Here is a 17318-nt window from a genome sequence, read left to right on the forward strand (position 1 = left end):
CCCTTGCCTTTAAAATACAGATTAGAAGTGAGCCAATGCGCCCAAAGTGATGATGTTTGCCGTATCTGTAGGAGCTCCATCGCCGTCTACAAATACTTTTTCATCAGCCTTGTCCATGCGGTACTCAACATAAACATTCAGGTTTTCGTTAAGAACGATTTTGTCACCAACCGTTAGAGAGTCTACTTTCTCACCGGCACTATATTTGTCGATCGTGCTGGTGCCGCGGACCATTTCATAACGAAGGGCCAAGTTGTTCATGCCCAGACCATAAGTGATCAGAGCGGTGCTTGCATCAGCCCAGTGGGTGCCAGAACCATCCGGTTTTGTCGTGAATGAATCATAGATCAAAGCCACCAGCATGTTTTCTGTGACTTGATAAGAAGCCCATACACTGGAAGAGGATTTTTCAACTTTTGTAGTATCTGGTTTGTCTGTCCCTAGGTAGTAACCAGCAAACCACGTGAAGTCGCCAGCGATTTTACCAGTGAAAGAAAGCTCGGTCGTTTTGGTTGGTGTGTAGTCTTCACCGAAAGCGCCGTAAGCAGCTTGGTTGTAAGTGGAAAGAGTTCCTGTCAACCAGTCACCCGCAATGTATTTGGCGCGCAAACCTTCACCGTAACCTGGCACGATGCTTTGGTATGCGATGGTTGTTGTGTAGAAAGCATTTTCATACTTCATCAGTGATTCGTAACCCATCGTTGTCAGGAAACGACCGAAACCAACATAAAGATTTTGCATTGGTTTATAGAAGATCTCTGCCTGTTCCAGGGCACCGAAGTTGTTTGTGGAAGATTTGGCATCTGTTGGTGTTGCCGGGGTTTTTACTTCTGAAATGTACGATGTAGGCGAGTACGCTAAACGAGTCAGGAAATAGATCTGATCAGTTTCTTTGCTAATCAGGATCTGAGCGTTACGCAAACGGTAAGCTTCATTGCTAACTCCATCAGTGTATTGCATCGCTGTGCTCTTCGTGGACAGGAAGTTAAAGTCGAAGGCGACTTCTCCGTTCACGGTCAGACCAGAGATTTCAGCGGCCTGCGCGCCGAAACTGCACAAAATTAATAGACCCGAGATCAGTACATTCTTTTTCAAAGTAGCTCCTTATATATAGTGTGAATGTTTTGGGAACCAAAAGATGGTAAGACCTAGGTCCAGTTGTGTAACGTAAAAACATTGTAAAGCTAGACCTTGATCTAGCGTGGCATGACGAAATTGAAATTTCGCGTCAATTGTCATTTTTCAAATCTTTTTTGGACCTCAAACAGTGTCCTATTTGCCACCGGACCTTGGGCCGCCTTGAAAAAATCACCTTTCAGTTGATTCCGCCAAACCCGCTCCTGGTGCGAGTTTGAGTGGAATAATTGTTCTAAAAAATTTGCTTCTGCCGCACGGGTGTATGGTCGCAGAATGCTGTGTTCGGAAGGTCACAAGATGAATCGCGTTGATGAAGTTTTCGGTGCAGTGAAAACGTATCGAAAATTTTTGTTGTTGATCTTGGGCTAGGTCCTCATTAGCATTTTTTGTGTACTCGATTAAAACTTTTAATGGATTTAAAAGAAATCATACGATTGCAACGAAACGAAAGGATGCAACAATGAAAAAACTTTTAGTAGTAGCAGCTTTGACAATGGCAGCTCCAATGGCGATGGCTTCTAAGGCACGCGTTGAGGCTTTGGCTAACTCTCGTCACCTTGTAGATTTCCAAACTGCATTTGACAGACCTTACCAGTTCTTGGCTCTTTCTGAGCAAGCAACTATCGAGTGGGGTGCAACTGGTAATGCAACTCCTCACGCTGAAGGTGGTTTCATTAAACGTCACGGTGATGACTCTGCATTTGGTGTTTACTTCGGTCGTCGCTCTGCGGACTTCTCTAACGCAGTTAACACAGCAAATGCAGCGCTAGGTGCTGCTAATGACCATTTGCTTCTTGAGCAAAATGGATTGAACGTGTTCTACGCTGGTAAAATGTCTGACTGGACTTACGGCGTAACTGTTAAGTACAGCAATGGTAAAGCAGATAACGATGGTGCTGCTACTCCGGCAACTATTAATGCTAAGTCTTCTTCTGCAGGTTTGGCTCTTGGTATCACAAACGGCACTTGGGACGTTGAATTGGTTCAAGGCTTGACTGGTAAATCTGAATTCGACACAGGTACAGTTGCGGCTGAAGTTGAATCCAAAGGTTTGACTAGCTTGACAGTTGGTTACCATGTATCTCCAGAAATGGAATTCTACGGAAACTTCAAAACTTCCAAAGTAGAAGGTACTCTGCCAGTAGTTGGTGACATCACTGTAGAAACAACTTCTTACAAAGTTGGTATGGTGAATACATTGGCTAAATCTGACGAAGGTAACTTCTTCTACGGTGTTGAAGTTGCTAACTCTAAAGTAAAAGATGGCGATGAGACTATGACTTTGCCAGTTTACTTGGGTGTAGAGCACAACGCAGCTTCTTGGTTGGTTCTTCGTGCATCCGTTGCTCAAAACGTGATCTTGAACGAAACTAAAGAAGACAGCGGCGACAAATCTGACCTTGACTCTACAGTTATGGCGGCAGGCGCTGGTATCAAGTTCGGTAAGAGCATGATCGACGCTTCCTTCAAAGGTGCAGCGGCAGGTGTTATCGATGCTAACAACTTCTTCTCTAACGTAGCTTACACTTACACTTTCTAAGACTTAGTCTTAAAAGTTGAGAAGAGAAAAGCCCAGGTACCCCCTGGGCTTTTTTTATTTCCTAATGATCTTCCTGCAAGCTTATTAAAGCCTTATCAAACAGCTTCGCTACCTCGTCCTGGTCCATCACCGCAAAAAATAGTTCACGCACACAAGGCCGACGTGCTTGATCATGTTGTTAGTCATTTGCTGATGTTTTTGTATATAAGCAAATCATGGGCGGCCGAGCAAAAGAATGGAGCCTGACAACCAAGGCAAGCAAACTGAAGTAACGGTCGTATTTGACTGGAATCCGCAAGCCTGAAGTTGGTCCCCTAGTGGGTGATGATTTCAAATTCTTTCTGAAAAACTCAAGAAATACTCAATTCAAAGTATGAATAAAACTCTTCTAATGTCTGTCAGGTAAGTTGATGTTAGTTTAGTTTTGACACTGCTTTAACACAGCAAATTGAATCAATTCTTTAGTGGTAATATAGAACGTGAGAAGGAGCCATGAAGAAGAAAGTACTTCTTGTTGATGACAACAAGGACTTTGCACTGCTTTTCCAAGCGAAGTTCAGTCATATTGGCGAAATCCAGTGTGCGCACTCCTATGAGGAGGCTTTGAAGTGCCTTACTCAGGGGTCATGGGATTTATTCTTTCTTGATCACAATCTGGATGGAAAAACCTGCTTTGATCTGATTCCGGTCATCCGCAGCGCTCACCCTCGCTCTCATATTATTATTGTCACCGGCCATTCCAGCAAAGAGATGGCGATCAATGCCATCAACTATGGTGTCAGTGGATTTATTGAAAAACCCATCATGGAAGAAGAACTCAACAGCCGCTTGCGGGCCATTGACTGGTTTAGTTCTTCGTTGATTTTAAATCAGTTAAATAGAAGTGCCAGTTTCAAAGGGCGTTCATGCTCTTTGACTCGTGTTGAGTACATCATATTGGAAACGCTTTATACCAAATCACGCCAGTTGATCACTCGGGAAGAGCTCGAAAAGAATATCTGGGGTGGTCGTCATGTGGCCAAAAACTCCCTGGATACTCACTTGTATAATCTGAAACGCAAGTTCCCTGAATTGAAGGACCATCTGTCGTCGGTCCACGGCTCTGGCTACATTCTGAATATCTAGTTTAAATAAAAAAGCCTCTCGACAGAGAGGCTTTTGCTTTAAAAGGGGAAACCCCAGGCCTTGGGGGGGGATAGACCTGGGGTTCGGGGGTTTGTTCAGATCTTTGTGAATTAGCGAACGCCCGCTTTGGTCGTCGTTTTCACATCTTTGGCAACTTGAGTGAATTTTGCAGGAGGATTCGTATTTGCAAAACGACCTACATTCACTTTGCTGTCACACTTTGTAGCTGCAAAGGACATTGTTGCTGTGACTGTGATGATGGCTGCTGTGAAGATCTTAGCGAATGTCATTTTGTACTCCTTTGCGATACGCGGTATACATATCCCTAATGCTATGACCGTGCCAGAGCTCGCGTTTTGGAATGAGAATTTGCCAACGAGCTTTCAAGCACTTATAAGGGCTCATTCTCAGAGTGAGATCGAAGTGCCAAAGCGTGCCCTAGATTGCGCGCGCCCTGTTAGAAAAGTGACGGAGTTGCCAGGTGAGTTCTCTTTATAAGTCCATCGGTCTCATTTTGATCGCGATGCTGTCCATTCAGTTTGGAGCCTCTGTTGCCAAGGGTCTGTTCCCGGTTGCAGGGCCTGCGGGCACCACGGCTTTGCGCGTGTTTATCTCTGCGTTGATTCTGGTTCTGGTGATGCGCCCCTGGAAAGAAAGTTATTCTGGTCAGCGCCTGAAGTCTTTAGCCGCCTACGGAATTTCGTTGGGCTTTATGAATCTGCTGTTTTATTTTGCCCTTGAGCGCATCCCCCTGGGCATTGCTGTGGCGTTGGAGTTCACCGGCCCCCTGGCTGTGGCCTTGTTTTCTTCAAAGCGCGCTTTGGATCTGTGCTGGGCGGTGCTTGCCGGAGTGGGAATTTATCTGGTTCTGCCGACATCCGAAGTGTCCCAGGCCTTGGACCTGACCGGAGTTGTTCTGGCCCTGGGCGCAGGAGCTTTTTGGGGCCTTTACATCATCTTCGGAAAAAGAGTGGGGAATGCAGAAGGGTCTTCTTCTGCCAACGCGGCCGTGGGAATGTGTTTTGCGGCTTTGGTGACTTTTCCGGTGGGGTTGTTTACGAACTTTGAACAGGTCACCAATCCTTCTTTGTGGCCTATGGGGATAGCGATCGCGATCCTTTCCAGTGCGTTACCGTATTCGTTGGAAATGAAGGCGATGCGAGACATGCCAGCAAAAACTTTCGGCATCCTGATGAGTCTGGAACCCGTGGTTGCGACCGTTATAGGAATAATATTTTTACGAGAGACCTTGGCACCGGTGCAGTGGGCAGCCATTGTTTGTATCGTGATCGCCTCTGCAGGCAGCACCGTCACCGCGCGAGCACGCGGTAAATAAAAAAAGCCCCGTGTTTTAAGTCCGGGGCTTTTTGGATTTTTTTATTTGTCTGATTAGTACGTCAGTTCGTCGTGCTTCTTAATGCCGCGAATATTATAGCTAGGGTGCTGATTCTTGAAATTGTTGATTTCACTATTCAGCTCCTGAATTAATTGGCGCGACTTTTTCAAGTCGGATGATTTTGCGATTTCCTTTTGAATTTCAGTTGCGGTGGTGACCGTCTGGCCTATAGCACTCAGAAGACCATTGGTGTTTTCCATGTCGCTTAGTTCATCCTGCAGTTTTTCCAGCTCTTGAATTTTGGAATTAATAGTCATGAGATTTGAATCCAGTTCAGCGGCATCCCACTTGTCTTGATTGAAGCCCATTTGAAAGTCGTCTCTTTCAGCGGCATCTGCCTCTGTAGCCTGGAGTTTTCCTTCCATGTTGATGCTATGGTAATCCTCTGCCATTGCTTTAACAGAACCCAAAACCATGATAACGGCCATTGCCAATACAATCTTCTTTTTCATAACTCTCTCTCCTTTAGGAATTTTCTTCCAATCAGAATGAATGCGAGCAACGTGCCCGCTTGGAAAGGAATTAGAGGCCTCGGGGTTGTCTAGAGATATGACAGAGGCCTAACAGCGGCATACAGCGAGGGAGCCATTCTCAGGATGAGACGCGGGCCCCTAATAGAAAAGCAGCTCGAATTGTTCTGCCTGTTGTGACCAGAATTTCGCAGGTTTAAAGTTGTTTGTGAGAATAACAATACGAAGATCGGATTCAGGGATCAGAGCCATCAACGAGTAAGCTCCCAGAGAAGCCCCATTGTGCCAGTAGGCTTTATAGGAAGTGTCCTGGGAGCGAACCCAGCCATGGCGATAATAGCTTTGGGGCTCCGTGAAAATCTTCTGAAAGTCCTTTTTTTGGAAAGTCCCCAAAAGCTTCGCCAGATCTCGGGTTGAGGACCGCACGCCACCGGTGCCGGCGGATCGATACAGGATCGTTTCAAGTTCTAAGCTGGTCTGCCATCGAGTGTAGGGCAGAAGGACCTTGATGGGAATGATGTCGTGTTTTGCAATCAGATCAGTTTCGCTCATGGCGGATTGTTCCGCCACATCCTTGATAACCCCAGCGAAGTTCTTGCTGCTTATAACTTCAAGCAGGCGGGATAAAACCAGATAGCCGAAGTTGGAGTATAGAAACTGACTGCCGGGCGGGTTCTTCAGATCATCGGCAGTCAGGGAAAGTTTGTCGATATTTTCGATGCTCCAGTCCGGGTTGAAGGTTCTTTTTAAGAAATGAACAAAGCTGAGGTCGCGTCCAAATCCTGCCTTATGATCCAAGAGCATCTGAACGGTGATGGACTTCAGGGAATCCTCGCAAAAGTTTTGCAGCCAGTAGCAGACCGGGGTGTTGAGGTTTAACCCCTGCTGGGAAAGTTCATAATACTTCCAACCGACAAACGATTTGGAAATACTGGAAACCGCATACTGCAGATCCTGCGGTCCATCTTGAAATAGCACCTGATCACCCTGCTGAATCAGGATGGATCCCGATATAAGGTTTTTAGCTTTAAGGTCATTCCAGAGGGATTGGATTTTCTGAGGCAGTTCCGTCTCGGTGGTGGGAGAGATTTGAGGCTCGCAGGAAATAAACTGCAGGGCCACCCAGGAAAAGATCAGTGTTGTTCCAATATAATCTGCAATTTTTTTTAGACTCATATCTGATCTTTTCATCGGGAAAGACGGTGGTTTGTCCACCGTCAAAGAATAGAATTTATTTGGTTTCAGCTTTCGGGACATCAATATAGTCCGGCGCTACAAAATCCACAGTGAAAGGATACTTGTAGGACTTGTAAGCTCCAATTTTGGGTTTGCCTGCGGAAACATAAGCTTCGTCCCACAAGGCTGCCAGAAGAACTGCACCGCGAGCCATCTCGGTCACGATCATCGGCTTCATTTTCTTAAAGGCTTCAGTAGCGGGCTTTCTTTCGGCCGCTGTTTTTAGCTCCATCCCTTTTTCTTTTACCAAAGTGGATTTTTTGATCACGGGATCAAGTTTTAGAAGCTTGGGAATTTCGTTGTTGGAAATAACACTCAAAACTTTCATCTTCTCGATCGCGGTCTTTGGTTTTAGGAACGAAGGGTTCTTCATCGCTCGAGCGGATTTCAAAACAAGATAATCCAAATCACCATCGAATTGACCCACGACCTGATCTTCGAAGTAAGCGTGAATGCCACCATGACCTGCGGCGTAGCCATCATAATCAGCCGTTGTGTGGAACGGCTGGCAGTTGTCACCGACGAAGTGACCCATCAGGCCCATGGACACCACCATGTCGTAAGCCAGTTTGTTGTAAGGAAGTTCGTTGTCTTGTTCTTCTTTGAAGTTGGTTGGTGCTTTCGCGGCTGCGAATTGATCCTTCAGGCTGGCGATATGGCGCATGAACTGGTCGGCTCTCCACCAGGAGGAACCGAACTCCTGCGGAATGGACTTGATCGTGGTGCCGTCGTTTTTGAATTTGTTCGGTTGACCGGTGAAGTCGGCCATCAGTTTTTTATAATCAACAGTGATGTCTTTGACGTCCAAACCAATCACTTCGATGTCGATGAAATGTGTGGAGTTGCCAAGCTTGGCAGCGTCACCGCCCAGGCTCTTCCAATAGAAGTCCGGCATGTTGCACAGGTGACCCATCATCTGGGGTTTGTGTTGCAGGTATTCTTTTAAGCCTGGCTCTTTCACCAGGAACGTAGCCACACGGCAAATGGTATCATGCCCGCGGCCGCCCCAAGCATGGGCTTGGGTTGAAGATAAAAGAATCAATGCCAACAATACGTTTTTCATAGTGACCTCTTCCTATTGGTGACCCAATGCCTTTGGAGCTCGGCTTTTGCCAATGAAGCCCGCAAGAGCAATGATAGTCACGATGTAAGGTAAAATTTGAACAAACTGAACGGGGATCTCAACACCACCGACCTGCACACCTTGCAGCCGGATCTGGACGGCATCTGCGAAGGCAAACAAAATACAGGCAGCCAAGGCGGGAAGTGGCTTCCACTTCCCGAAGATCAATGCCGCCAAAGCCATAAAGCCTCGCCCGCCGGTCATCATCGGTGAATAGGCAGAGGCCAGGAACAATGACAGACTTGCCCCGCCAAAGGCTGCAAAGCCGCCACTCAAAGTCACAGCCGCCCAGCGCACTTTGCGAACACTGACTCCGCTGGCGGTCAGGGCTTCGGGATGTTCTCCGGCGAAAAGGACCCACAAACCAGAACGCGTGCGATACATCCAGAAGCTGATTGCTGCCACCAAGGCCATCGCCAACAACAAAGGTTCAAAGGTAAAACGATCTTCGACCAACAAGGCCGGTGTCGATCCGGTGGAGCTATACAGGATTTTTGTGATGAAGGGAATAAGACCCATCACCAGAAGATTGAAAGCCATGCCGGTGATAATCTGATCAGCTTTCAGTTCAATCACGAAGAAAGCATACAGAGCACCAATAATAAGGCCCGCGATCAAAGCTGCTCCCCATCCGGCCCAGGCCGAGGCCGTGCTGTAGCCCACAACCGCACCCGCAAAAGCTCCTATGAGCATGAAACCTTCCAGGGCTACATTCACCACGCCCGAGCGCTCGCTCATCAAGCCTCCCATGGAGGCAAAAATCAGTGGTGTTGCCAAACGCAGTGTTGCCAGGGTCAAGGCCAGAATCCAGGTTAGTGTTTCCATTTAACCCTTCCTCCTTTTGTGCTTAAACCATTCCCAGTATCCTTGCGCCACAACGCCCAGGATGACCAATGCTTGAATGATGCGAGAGAAATCACGAGTGATGGTGCTGGTTTCCAGATCTAGATCTGAGGCCCCTTTGTGAAGGGCTCCCATAAGAAAAGCGGAAAGGATAATACCCAAGGGATTGTTACTGGCCATCAAAGCCACAGCAATACCGATAAATCCATAGTCCGGAGAAAAACCAATACGATACTGCCCAGCGCTGCCAACAACTTCTGAAAGGGCTACAAATCCAGCCAAAGCTCCGGCCAGGGTCATGGCAGCGATCTGTACTTTCTTTTCAGAAATACCCGCGCGATGAGCGGCTTCCGGGTTAGATCCCACCGCCCGCAACTTGAAGCCCCAAGCGGTTTTCCAGAGAAATATCCACATCAAAATCGCAAGTACAATGGCAAAAACCAAAGACGCATTGGCCGGAGTATCCGGGAACAGGCGGGCAATCAGATCATAGTCCTTAAACATGTAGTTCGGCGACACCAACGCTGTTTCCGGATTCTGTGAATCAGGGTTTGGAATGATTTTTAAGGTAAACCAACCCGCCAGGCCCGCGGCAATGAAGTTCATCATGATAGTGATGATAACTTCGTGACTGCCGCGCTCAGCGCGCAACCATCCGGCCATCCATCCCCAAAGCCCACCGGCGATCAGTGCAGCAGAAACCGCCAGAACGGGCGCCAGCGGAAAGGGTACGTGAGGAAACAAGACCCCCACAGCGGCCGCTGTAACAACGGCCATGGTCATTTGTCCTTCAGCGCCGATGTTAAAGAGCCCCGCATGGAAACCCATGGCAACAGAAAGACCGCAGAAAATAAGCGGAGTCGTGTAGGAAAGGGTCAGTCCCAGATCATACATCGAACCAAAGGCACTGCGGACCAGAATAGTAAATACATTCCAAGGATTTTCGCCAGCGAACAAGGTCAGAAGCAAAGCCAGGGTCAATCCCAGCAGGAAGCCGAAGATGCGTTTCACTGTCCACCTCCCATGGCCTTACCCAGGGCGATCTCGTTGAATTCAGAGCGCTTGAATTCGGCAACCAGCTGGCCTTTATAAAGAACCACGATACGATCAGACAAAGCCATTAATTCATCCAGTTCGGAAGAGATTAACAGAACACCTGCGCCTTCATCCCGGCTTTTGCGAATCTCATTATGAATGAATTCAATGGCGCCGATGTCAACACCACGAGTGGGTTGGGCCGCCAGAATCACATCCGGTTTTTGCGTCAACGCTCGCGCCACGACCAGCTTTTGTTGATTGCCCCCGGAAAGTTTGCCAAAGGCAAGGTGCTCATTGGGGGGGCGGATGTCGTAGGTTTTCATGATCTCCTGAGTGCGCGCGATCAATTCGCGGGTTTTCAGGAAAAGTCCTTTGGTGAATCTATGTTCCTGCCCCAGCAGAAAGTTTTCATATACGGGACGTGACGGAAGAACACCAAAGCGCAGGCGGTCCTCGGGAAAGGCCTGCAGGGACCCATGGCACTGGATAGCGCCAGTCAAAGAGTTCTTATTCAGCGACTTGGCATCCAGCAGACAGCGAATCAGAACATCCTGTCCGTTGCCTTCAACGCCGGCAACACCGACGATTTCGCGGGACCGGATCTTCAAGTTGATATTGCGAAGTGTGTGGGTGCCCAGATCTGCGGAAAGATTTTCGATGTCCAGCAAGATTCTGGATTCATCAATAACTGAAACCCGCTCTGCCGGTGTTTGCATGCAGCGACCCACCATCAGGGCGGCAAGATCTTCGACCGAAGTGTCGGTTGTTTTTTTGGATTCCACCATGCGACCCGAGCGGAAAACGGTGACGGCATCGGAAAGAGCCATCACCTCTTTAAGTTTGTGGGTGATGATCAGAATGGTTTTGCCTTCGGCTTTCAGTTTGCGAAGATTGGCAAAAAGATCCTGCACCTCTTGTGGGGTGAGGACGGCCGTAGGTTCATCCAGAATCAGAATGTCCGAATCCTGGGAAAGGATTTTCAGAATTTCTATGCGCTGCTGTTCGCCGACAGAAAGATCCTCGACTTTGGCGTTCAGATCCACGTGAAAGCCATAGCGGTTGGCGATGTCAGTGATACGTTGAAGTTGCTCTTTGCGAGGAAGCAGGGAAAAGGCTGAGCCCTTTTGCTGCAGAAGGATGTTGTCCAGGGCGGTGTAGGGCTCTGCCAGCATAAAGTGCTGATGAACCATGCCGACTTTGGCGGCCATGGCATCAATCGGGGAATCAAACTCAACAGCCTGTCCGTTGATCAGAATTTTCCCTGAATCCGGCCGGTACATTCCAAACAGTATTTTCATGGCTGTGGATTTGCCGGCTCCATTTTCACCCACGATGGCGTGAATGGAGCCTTTGGCGACGGAAAAGGAAATATCAGAGTTGGCGCGGACCTCGCCGAAGTATTTGCTGATTCCCTTAAACTCTACTGCAGCCGTCATGCGAATTACTTTTTCTTGTAGTAATCAGGAACTTGGATCTGGCCTGCGATGATCTTCTTTTTGATCTCTTCGACCTTTTTCTTCATATCGGGAGTGATGAGCTTTTCGTTGTGCTTATCCAGTATGTAGTTCACGCCTTCGTTTTTAAGTCCGTAAAGTACAGTTCCGGATGTGAACTTTCCAGCCTGGGTTTCTTTGATGGTGTCATATACGGCGATGTCGACAGCTTTCATCATGCTGGTCAGGATGACACCTGGTTTGATCCAGTTCTGATTTGAATCCACACCGATGGCGAATTTCTTTTTTTCTTCGGCAGCATCAAAGACGCCAGTATTGGAAGCACCAGCAGCCACGAAGATCACATCGCTGCCCTTGGCGATCTGAGCTAGCGCCAGTTCTTTGGCTTTGGCTGGATTGTTCCAGGCCTCGCCAGTGACACCGACGTAGTTTTCTGTGAATTTGATTTTCGGATTAACGTACTTTGCCCCAGCAGCATAACCCATCGAGAATCTACGAATCAGCGGGATGTCCATGCCACCCACGAAACCGACAGAGTTTGTTTGAGTGGCCATGGCAGCCAATGCGCCAACGAGGAAAGATCCTTCATGTTCTTCAAAAAGCAAAGAACGAACATTAGGTGCTTTGACATCACTGTCGACGACAGCAAATTTCACTTTTGGGAATTGAGCTGCCACTTTCTTAACAGCGTCTTGCTGAGCGAAGCCAATGCCGATCACCAGATCGAAATTTTTTCGGGCAAAAGCGCGATGTAGATTTTCAATGGCGTTGGTGTCTGTGGCTTCAACGTATTTCAGATCGATCTTCAAATCTTGTTCGGCCTTCTTCGCACCCAGATACGCAGCAGAGTTGAAAGACTTATCGTCTTTGCCACCTTTATCGAGAACCAGACCAACTTTAAGTGTGTTTGCAGAGGAAAGCGTGCTACATGACAAGATTAACAAGGTCGTAAGAATACTTTTAACCATGTATTGGACTCCATTGAACCTCTTTTAACAGGCCGTAATCTGTCGAATAAGAGGTTGAAATTACGAAAAAATTCCAGTTTTGAGTTGGGCTGAAAGTAGGGGACGTGTCCCTGTGAGTCAAGTCAAAAGGATGTTAGGACCTTCGAGGAGAGGCCGTTACAAGGTTGTTATGTCGAAATTTCAATTAGGAAGCTGTATAATACCAGCTTAGGATGGCTTCAACGAATAACCCAACGAAGAAAGCTCGGAGGTAATAGAGTATGGAATCTCAGACGATACTCAACGGCGGAGTAAACTCCCTTGGTTTTATGGGTGGTCAAAACCTAAGTATTCCAAGTACTTCAAACGTTCCCTACGAAGTCATTCATCTCAAGGAAGAAGAGATGATTTTCAAAGAAGGCGAACCGGTGAAGGGTCTTTACTACGTTCAGTCAGGATGTGTTAAAGTTGTTGTTAACCGTTCGCATGCGCGCGGCCGCACAACGACCAACGAATATGTGACAAAGCTGGTTTCCCCAGGGGAGTACTTTGGGTACAAAGCCCTTGTCAAAGGAACCCCCACGCAGAGTCACGCCAAAGCTGTGAAATCGACAGTTCTTTGGTTGTATCCACGTGAACTTATTCAAGTGGCCATGGCGCAAGCAAGTCCACTGATCAAGTTGCTTTTGAATCAAGCTGTGAATGATCTGGAGTCGTTCGAAACGACCAGTCAGTTGCACTATCTGGCATCTGTGCAAGAGCGCATTGCTTACCAGTTGGTGTTGTTGGCTGACAGATTTGGTGTGCAGACGCCGGCGGGTATTTCTCTGAATTTGAAACTGACACGAAATGAATTTGCCCAGCTTGCCAGCACGATCAATGAATCCTTGTCACGTCATCTGACAGAGTTCAAAAACGAAGGACTGATTGATTTGAATGGCAAAGAGATCATCATCAAAAACAAAGATGGTTTGATGAGAAGATCTGGCAACTTCTAGCTCTTTCAAACTTCTATCTGCTGACAGAATCTTATGAACCCCGGGTTGTATGCTTCGGGGTTTTTTTATTTTAAAGCCAGGATTCAGGTATGAAGATGGCGCTAACGGCGGCCTTGAAACGCTTCCACCAGCTTGTCTCGGGGTCAGTGAAGTAGGTTTTTTGCAGAGGGCCGTCTTGTGTCTTCCATTGAAGGTTTTTATCGGTCGCCAGCACCACTTCATAGGTGTCTTCGGCAAGATCTTCCGTAAATCGGTCAGCCACGGTGCGCGCGAATTCGGGGCTTTCCACGACGACCCCGACTTCGCTGTTTAAGGTGACGGAACGGGGATCTAAATTCATCGAGCCGACAAAGACTTTCTTGCGATCAAAGACAAACACCTTTCCGTGCAAGCCAGAGCTTGAAAAGCTGCCAATGGTTTTTTGCTTCTTTTTCTTTTTGCTGACTGGGTTGGGCTTAAGCTCAAACAGCTTCACGCCGTTTCTCAATAAATCCTGGCGATACCCCTTATATCCGGAAAAGACAGTGGCGATATCACTGGAAGCCAAAGAGTTCGTCAGGACAAACGCCTGAACACCTCGGTCGCGCAAGCTGCCAAAAAACTTCACACCCTTTTCACCCGGAATGAAATAAAGGGAAACCAGCAACAGTTCCTTCTTGGTTTCTTCAATTAACGGATAAAGCTGATAGGGCAGATGCTGATCTTTAAGGTCATCCATTTTGCTCAACTTGGCTGGGGGGTCGATGACGACTTCGGCCTTCCCCCAGAAGAGCTTCAGAGGCTCTTTCGTGAACTGGCGGACCATCGGGGTGTCCTGCAAAGCTTCGGCGTAGCGAGTGGCCTCGGCTTCCTGAACAGAGTTGGCAAAATCCTGACGAAGATTCTCTAAGTCCGCCGGACTTGCCTGGAAGTGGTTTAAAGCCGTGATGGGATATGAAATTTCACTGTTCCAGTAGGTGTCGAATTCCTGTGACAGACTTTGCACGACAGGGCCAAAAGTCCAAAGATCAAAATCACCGAAGTTCATCTCGGTGCTCGCATCGAAGTATTCATTGGCAATATTGCGACCGCCGATGATGCCGGCTTGATTGTCGACGATAAAGACTTTGTTGTGCATGCGACGATTGACGGTGGAAAAGCGCATGATATCGAAAATTCTAAAGGATCTGCTGGCAAAAGGGTTGGCCATGCGCACTTCGATATTGGGATGGGAATCCAAAATCGCCAGCATTTTTTCATGCCGCGCCTGATTTAAGTCATCCAGAAGGATTCGCACTCGTACGCCCCGGTCTGCGGCGGTGACAGCAGAATGAAACATCAGGCGTCCGGTCAGATCATTTTCCCAGATATAGTATTGCAGATCCAAAGTTCGATCCGCCACTGCGACAGAGGCCATTCGGGCAATGAAGGCTTCAAGACCTGAACTGAGCGGATAAAAAGCGGACTGTCCGGGATGGGTTTTGAGTTGTTGGTCGATGGCTGTGCCAAGACGAGTTGTCGGATCGGGAGGAAGGCTGTGTGATTCTTTTCGATTGTTGTTTGGCGGCAGGGTTGAGCAACCCAGCATCAGGCCCGCAAACAAATGGATATAAAGAAGCTTCTTTAACACAAAAAACCCCGCAGTTCTTTATAGACTACGGGGCATTGTTTAGGCACTCAAATGAATACTTCAGACGGCAGCCATTGGACTTGCCGACTCTGTCAAAGGTGGAAGTTCTTGCCGTTGACAGGAGTGGGGCGACACAAGCCGGCTTCAAGCGGACGTTGGAAAATCTCCACGGCGCCAGCGGGAATCAGAGCTCTGCGAGGATAAATTGCATAGCCCCCTTGAGGCATCGCCACGATCATGTCATTCAGAAGATTTCGGCGCAGTTGCGTGTTCAAAAGAATCGGATCAAACGGAACCATCACGCGCACAGCAGCTGTCGTTTGTACCGGGACCCCGCCGCGTGCGACCACATCGCGAATTTGCACAGGCAAAGGATTAAAGCTCACGTCTAAGAAGCAATTTGGGCCCGTCGGACCGAAGCCCAAAAGATTCAAGGACAGCCCGCGCTGTTCCCAGTTGTGTTTTGAACTGACAGCATTCAGCAGATCCACGCGAGTCATGCGCGGTTCGCGGGACTTCAAAAGACCCAGGCCCGCAGCCACAATCGCTGCCGAGTTGGAGCTGCCACGATATTCAGTCCCATCTTCCAATTTCAATGACGACGGCGCCAGCAGGTCTGGTTTGTCGCGGAAGAAAGATGTCGACGAACGGTCTGAATCACTCGCGCCGACTGTTATCACTGTTGGATTGTCTGCGGGATTCAGCAATGTTTCCCCACGAGAATGGGACGGCATCACCAAGCCTTCACCATCTGCCGTGAGACGCAACTGATCGCGCTGAGTGAAATTGTTGGAACGATTCTTCACACGTAGGAAATAAAGACCCGGTTGCAATTCCACAGAGATTATTTCGCGCGGGTATTTGGAAAACCCGGGACGGCCCTCGTTGCGGTCGTCGGATTGTTTCAGGGCGCTGCTTTGAATTACGTTTAAAAGATCATCGGTCAAAGCCAGATCCAGGTCTTTGGTGGTACCTTCCTCAACGTTATCTTTGAAGTCATTCCAGGAAAGAACAATCTTCGCCGGACATTTTTTACCAGCAGCAGCCTGGCAGCGTAACGCCAGGGCATTGTTCTGATCCGGCATTTGCACCCAATTGTCGTGACCATTTGTGATAGGGCCATTATAGGTGGTCAGTGCAAAGTTGCCGGCCGCATTCACCCAGATCACACCTGCTCGAGTGGCGCGATTGACTTCCGCATTAATAAAGCCGCCACCATCAAAATTACCACCGTATTCCCAAACCTCAGAATAAAGAACCAGGTCATACTGGCGTGCAATCACGTCATCAATGGCCGCCTTGAAGTTGGAAAAACCAAAGGCATTATAAAGCGTCAGTTCCGGAATCCACTGTGTGGCCTTCATATCGTTGGTCATCATGGAAATCAGAATCTGCGCCATCTTTAAGCCATGCACGACTTTCAAGTTTTCAGGATTTGCCACCGGGCCTGCCACATAGCGAGTTCCCACTGGCAAAGTCCTGCCGATTTCCTTTTCATAGCCAAAGAAGCCCTTGTCCAGGACTGCAATCTTCAACTTGCGCCCCGGATTCTGAGCCGAGTAGTAAGGAGTAAAACCCAAAGAGTTTTTCAAAGAATCAGTATTGGAAAATGGCTTCGCTGCAAAAGCCCCAGAAGCCAAAAAAAGCATCAAAGAAAGAAAAACAAAAACTTTCATATAAGTTCCCCCTATCACTATCTTCGAAGTCCAAGACCCAGGACTTACTTCGGCCCTTAGCAGAGGGTTCACCGCTTGCGACGACTCGGGCTCCTGCCCTCACCAGCCTGTCGGCTCTTTGAGCGGCCAACGCGTCCGCTGGCTGGAGGTCGTCTCCAGCGGTGAACCCTCTGCTAAGGGCGGCCAGGAAGGCCGCCGGACGCTTTACCAGTAGTAATTAGAGTAGTAGTAGTAGGAATAGTAGCCGTAGTTGTACGTGTAGCATGGTGTGTACCAGTTGCCGTACCAGTAAACGTAGCTGTAGTAGTTGTAGCCGCTGTAGAAGTACCAGCTGGAAGCGCCACCGTCTTGATCAAGTTCGCTGCGCACGTTGGCTGCTTGTTCGAAAGCACCTGTTTGCGCCAAAGTTTGCGCTTGAGCATCGCTTGTGAGGGGTGACGGGGTTGCCAATACCGCTGTTTGATTGTTGCGGTTGTCCACGCGGATCACGACAGTGCCGTTCATGGATTGATTGGTGACGGAAGACTCATTGTCCAGTTCACCGGCAAAGGCAAAGCTTGTTGCTCCCAAAGTCAGAGCAGCGACCAAAATAAGCTGTTTCATATCTGAAGCCTCCTAATGGCTGTTTGTTTTGCCTCTTTCTTATGCTTTCAAGAGCCCATGTCATCTGAAAACAGTCTGTAATTCGAAAGTCCTTGACGCATAACATTCCAAAAAGGTACGGCG

Annotated in this window: 16 protein-coding genes; 4 read left to right on the top strand and 12 right to left on the bottom strand. The window is 48.3% G+C overall.

The window, feature by feature from the left end; translation table 11 throughout:
* Positions 1-21: 21 nt before the first annotated feature.
* The gene (locus tag ACZ5ZZ_RS01915; RefSeq protein WP_464140994.1) at positions 22-1095 is read right to left on the bottom strand and encodes an outer membrane beta-barrel protein; all 1074 of its coding nucleotides are present in this window, start codon (positions 1093-1095) and stop codon (positions 22-24) included.
* Between the two features lie 502 nt (positions 1096-1597).
* Here ACZ5ZZ_RS01915 and ACZ5ZZ_RS01920 point away from each other — a divergent pair.
* Both ACZ5ZZ_RS01920 and ACZ5ZZ_RS01925 read left to right on the top strand, forming a co-directional pair.
* Positions 1598-2677 carry a hypothetical protein gene (locus ACZ5ZZ_RS01920; protein WP_464140996.1) on the top strand — a complete coding sequence of 360 codons (1080 nt, stop codon included), beginning with the start codon at positions 1598-1600 and terminating at the stop codon, positions 2675-2677.
* Positions 2678-3169: 492 nt separating this feature from the next.
* Positions 3170-3802, top strand: a complete 633-nt coding sequence (locus ACZ5ZZ_RS01925) for a response regulator transcription factor (RefSeq protein ID WP_464140998.1) — start codon at positions 3170-3172, stop codon at positions 3800-3802.
* A gap of 110 nt (positions 3803-3912) precedes the next feature.
* Here ACZ5ZZ_RS01925 and ACZ5ZZ_RS01930 read toward each other — a convergent pair whose 3' ends face one another.
* The gene (locus ACZ5ZZ_RS01930) at positions 3913-4092 is read right to left on the bottom strand and encodes a hypothetical protein (protein ID WP_464119906.1); all 180 of its coding nucleotides are present in this window, start codon (positions 4090-4092) and stop codon (positions 3913-3915) included.
* Between the two features lie 233 nt (positions 4093-4325).
* Between ACZ5ZZ_RS01930 and ACZ5ZZ_RS01935 the strand changes: the two genes are divergently transcribed.
* A complete protein-coding gene (locus ACZ5ZZ_RS01935) occupies positions 4326-5138 on the top strand; it encodes an EamA family transporter (RefSeq protein WP_464142353.1) in 813 nt (270 codons plus the stop codon).
* A gap of 53 nt (positions 5139-5191) precedes the next feature.
* On the opposite strand, the gene ACZ5ZZ_RS01940 is transcribed toward ACZ5ZZ_RS01935, so the two are convergent.
* The 7 genes from ACZ5ZZ_RS01940 to ACZ5ZZ_RS01970 all read right to left on the bottom strand — a co-directional run bounded on the left by ACZ5ZZ_RS01940 (position 5192) and on the right by ACZ5ZZ_RS01970 (position 12330).
* Entirely contained in the window at positions 5192-5650 is a 459-nt protein-coding gene (locus tag ACZ5ZZ_RS01940) for a hypothetical protein (protein ID WP_464119907.1), read from the bottom strand.
* Positions 5651-5809: 159 nt separating this feature from the next.
* A complete protein-coding gene (locus ACZ5ZZ_RS01945) occupies positions 5810-6844 on the bottom strand; it encodes a serine hydrolase domain-containing protein (protein ID WP_464141000.1) in 1035 nt (344 codons plus the stop codon).
* Between the two features lie 55 nt (positions 6845-6899).
* Entirely contained in the window at positions 6900-7967 is a 1068-nt protein-coding gene (locus tag ACZ5ZZ_RS01950) for a hypothetical protein (RefSeq protein WP_464141001.1), read from the bottom strand.
* A gap of 12 nt (positions 7968-7979) precedes the next feature.
* Entirely contained in the window at positions 7980-8852 is an 873-nt protein-coding gene (locus tag ACZ5ZZ_RS01955; protein WP_464141002.1) for an ABC transporter permease, read from the bottom strand.
* A complete protein-coding gene (locus ACZ5ZZ_RS01960; protein WP_464141004.1) occupies positions 8853-9881 on the bottom strand; it encodes an ABC transporter permease in 1029 nt (342 codons plus the stop codon).
* Entirely contained in the window at positions 9878-11344 is a 1467-nt protein-coding gene (locus ACZ5ZZ_RS01965) for an ABC transporter ATP-binding protein (protein ID WP_464119912.1), read from the bottom strand. Before ACZ5ZZ_RS01965 ends, ACZ5ZZ_RS01960 begins: the two co-directional genes overlap by 4 nt.
* Before the next feature lie 5 nt (positions 11345-11349).
* Positions 11350-12330 carry a BMP family lipoprotein gene (locus ACZ5ZZ_RS01970; RefSeq protein WP_464141006.1) on the bottom strand — a complete coding sequence of 327 codons (981 nt, stop codon included), beginning with the start codon at positions 12328-12330 and terminating at the stop codon, positions 11350-11352.
* A gap of 260 nt (positions 12331-12590) precedes the next feature.
* Here ACZ5ZZ_RS01970 and ACZ5ZZ_RS01975 point away from each other — a divergent pair, with 260 nt between their 5' ends.
* Positions 12591-13307 (top strand): Crp/Fnr family transcriptional regulator, encoded by a 717-nt coding sequence (locus tag ACZ5ZZ_RS01975; RefSeq protein WP_464119914.1) that lies wholly within the window; start codon positions 12591-12593, stop codon positions 13305-13307.
* A 70-nt stretch (positions 13308-13377) separates the two neighbouring features.
* On the opposite strand, the gene ACZ5ZZ_RS01980 is transcribed toward ACZ5ZZ_RS01975, so the two are convergent.
* The 3 genes from ACZ5ZZ_RS01980 to ACZ5ZZ_RS01990 form a co-directional block, all read right to left on the bottom strand.
* Complete coding sequence (locus tag ACZ5ZZ_RS01980) at positions 13378-14916, bottom strand: phospholipase D family protein (RefSeq protein WP_464141008.1); 1539 nt, start codon at positions 14914-14916, stop codon at positions 13378-13380.
* 92 nt (positions 14917-15008) lie between these two features.
* On the bottom strand, positions 15009-16592 hold the full coding sequence (locus ACZ5ZZ_RS01985; protein ID WP_464141009.1) for a S8 family serine peptidase: 1584 nt from the start codon (positions 16590-16592) through the stop codon (positions 15009-15011).
* A 204-nt stretch (positions 16593-16796) separates the two neighbouring features.
* A complete protein-coding gene (locus ACZ5ZZ_RS01990) occupies positions 16797-17195 on the bottom strand; it encodes a hypothetical protein (protein ID WP_464119917.1) in 399 nt (132 codons plus the stop codon).
* Positions 17196-17318 lie beyond the last annotated feature (123 nt).

Source organism: Bdellovibrio sp. HM001 (genome assembly GCF_055397275.1).

What these genes read in the sequence shown, in the direction of transcription:
- ACZ5ZZ_RS01990 (WP_464119917.1), bottom strand. Translation starts at nt 17,195, where the DNA reads ATGAAACAGCTTATTTTGGTCGCTGCTCTGACTTTGGGAGCAACAAGC.
- ACZ5ZZ_RS01945 (WP_464141000.1), bottom strand. Translation starts at nt 6,844, where the DNA reads ATGAGTCTAAAAAAAATTGCAGATTATATTGGAACAACACTGATCTTT.
- ACZ5ZZ_RS01920 (WP_464140996.1), top strand. Translation starts at nt 1,598, where the DNA reads ATGAAAAAACTTTTAGTAGTAGCAGCTTTGACAATGGCAGCTCCAATG.
- ACZ5ZZ_RS01935 (WP_464142353.1), top strand. Translation starts at nt 4,326, where the DNA reads ATGCTGTCCATTCAGTTTGGAGCCTCTGTTGCCAAGGGTCTGTTCCCG.
- ACZ5ZZ_RS01930 (WP_464119906.1), bottom strand. Translation starts at nt 4,092, where the DNA reads ATGACATTCGCTAAGATCTTCACAGCAGCCATCATCACAGTCACAGCA.
- ACZ5ZZ_RS01965 (WP_464119912.1), bottom strand. Translation starts at nt 11,344, where the DNA reads ATGACGGCTGCAGTAGAGTTTAAGGGAATCAGCAAATACTTCGGCGAG.
- ACZ5ZZ_RS01950 (WP_464141001.1), bottom strand. Translation starts at nt 7,967, where the DNA reads ATGAAAAACGTATTGTTGGCATTGATTCTTTTATCTTCAACCCAAGCC.
- ACZ5ZZ_RS01985 (WP_464141009.1), bottom strand. Translation starts at nt 16,592, where the DNA reads ATGAAAGTTTTTGTTTTTCTTTCTTTGATGCTTTTTTTGGCTTCTGGG.
- ACZ5ZZ_RS01925 (WP_464140998.1), top strand. Translation starts at nt 3,170, where the DNA reads ATGAAGAAGAAAGTACTTCTTGTTGATGACAACAAGGACTTTGCACTG.
- ACZ5ZZ_RS01975 (WP_464119914.1), top strand. Translation starts at nt 12,591, where the DNA reads ATGGAATCTCAGACGATACTCAACGGCGGAGTAAACTCCCTTGGTTTT.
- ACZ5ZZ_RS01940 (WP_464119907.1), bottom strand. Translation starts at nt 5,650, where the DNA reads ATGAAAAAGAAGATTGTATTGGCAATGGCCGTTATCATGGTTTTGGGT.
- ACZ5ZZ_RS01970 (WP_464141006.1), bottom strand. Translation starts at nt 12,330, where the DNA reads ATGGTTAAAAGTATTCTTACGACCTTGTTAATCTTGTCATGTAGCACG.
- ACZ5ZZ_RS01955 (WP_464141002.1), bottom strand. Translation starts at nt 8,852, where the DNA reads ATGGAAACACTAACCTGGATTCTGGCCTTGACCCTGGCAACACTGCGT.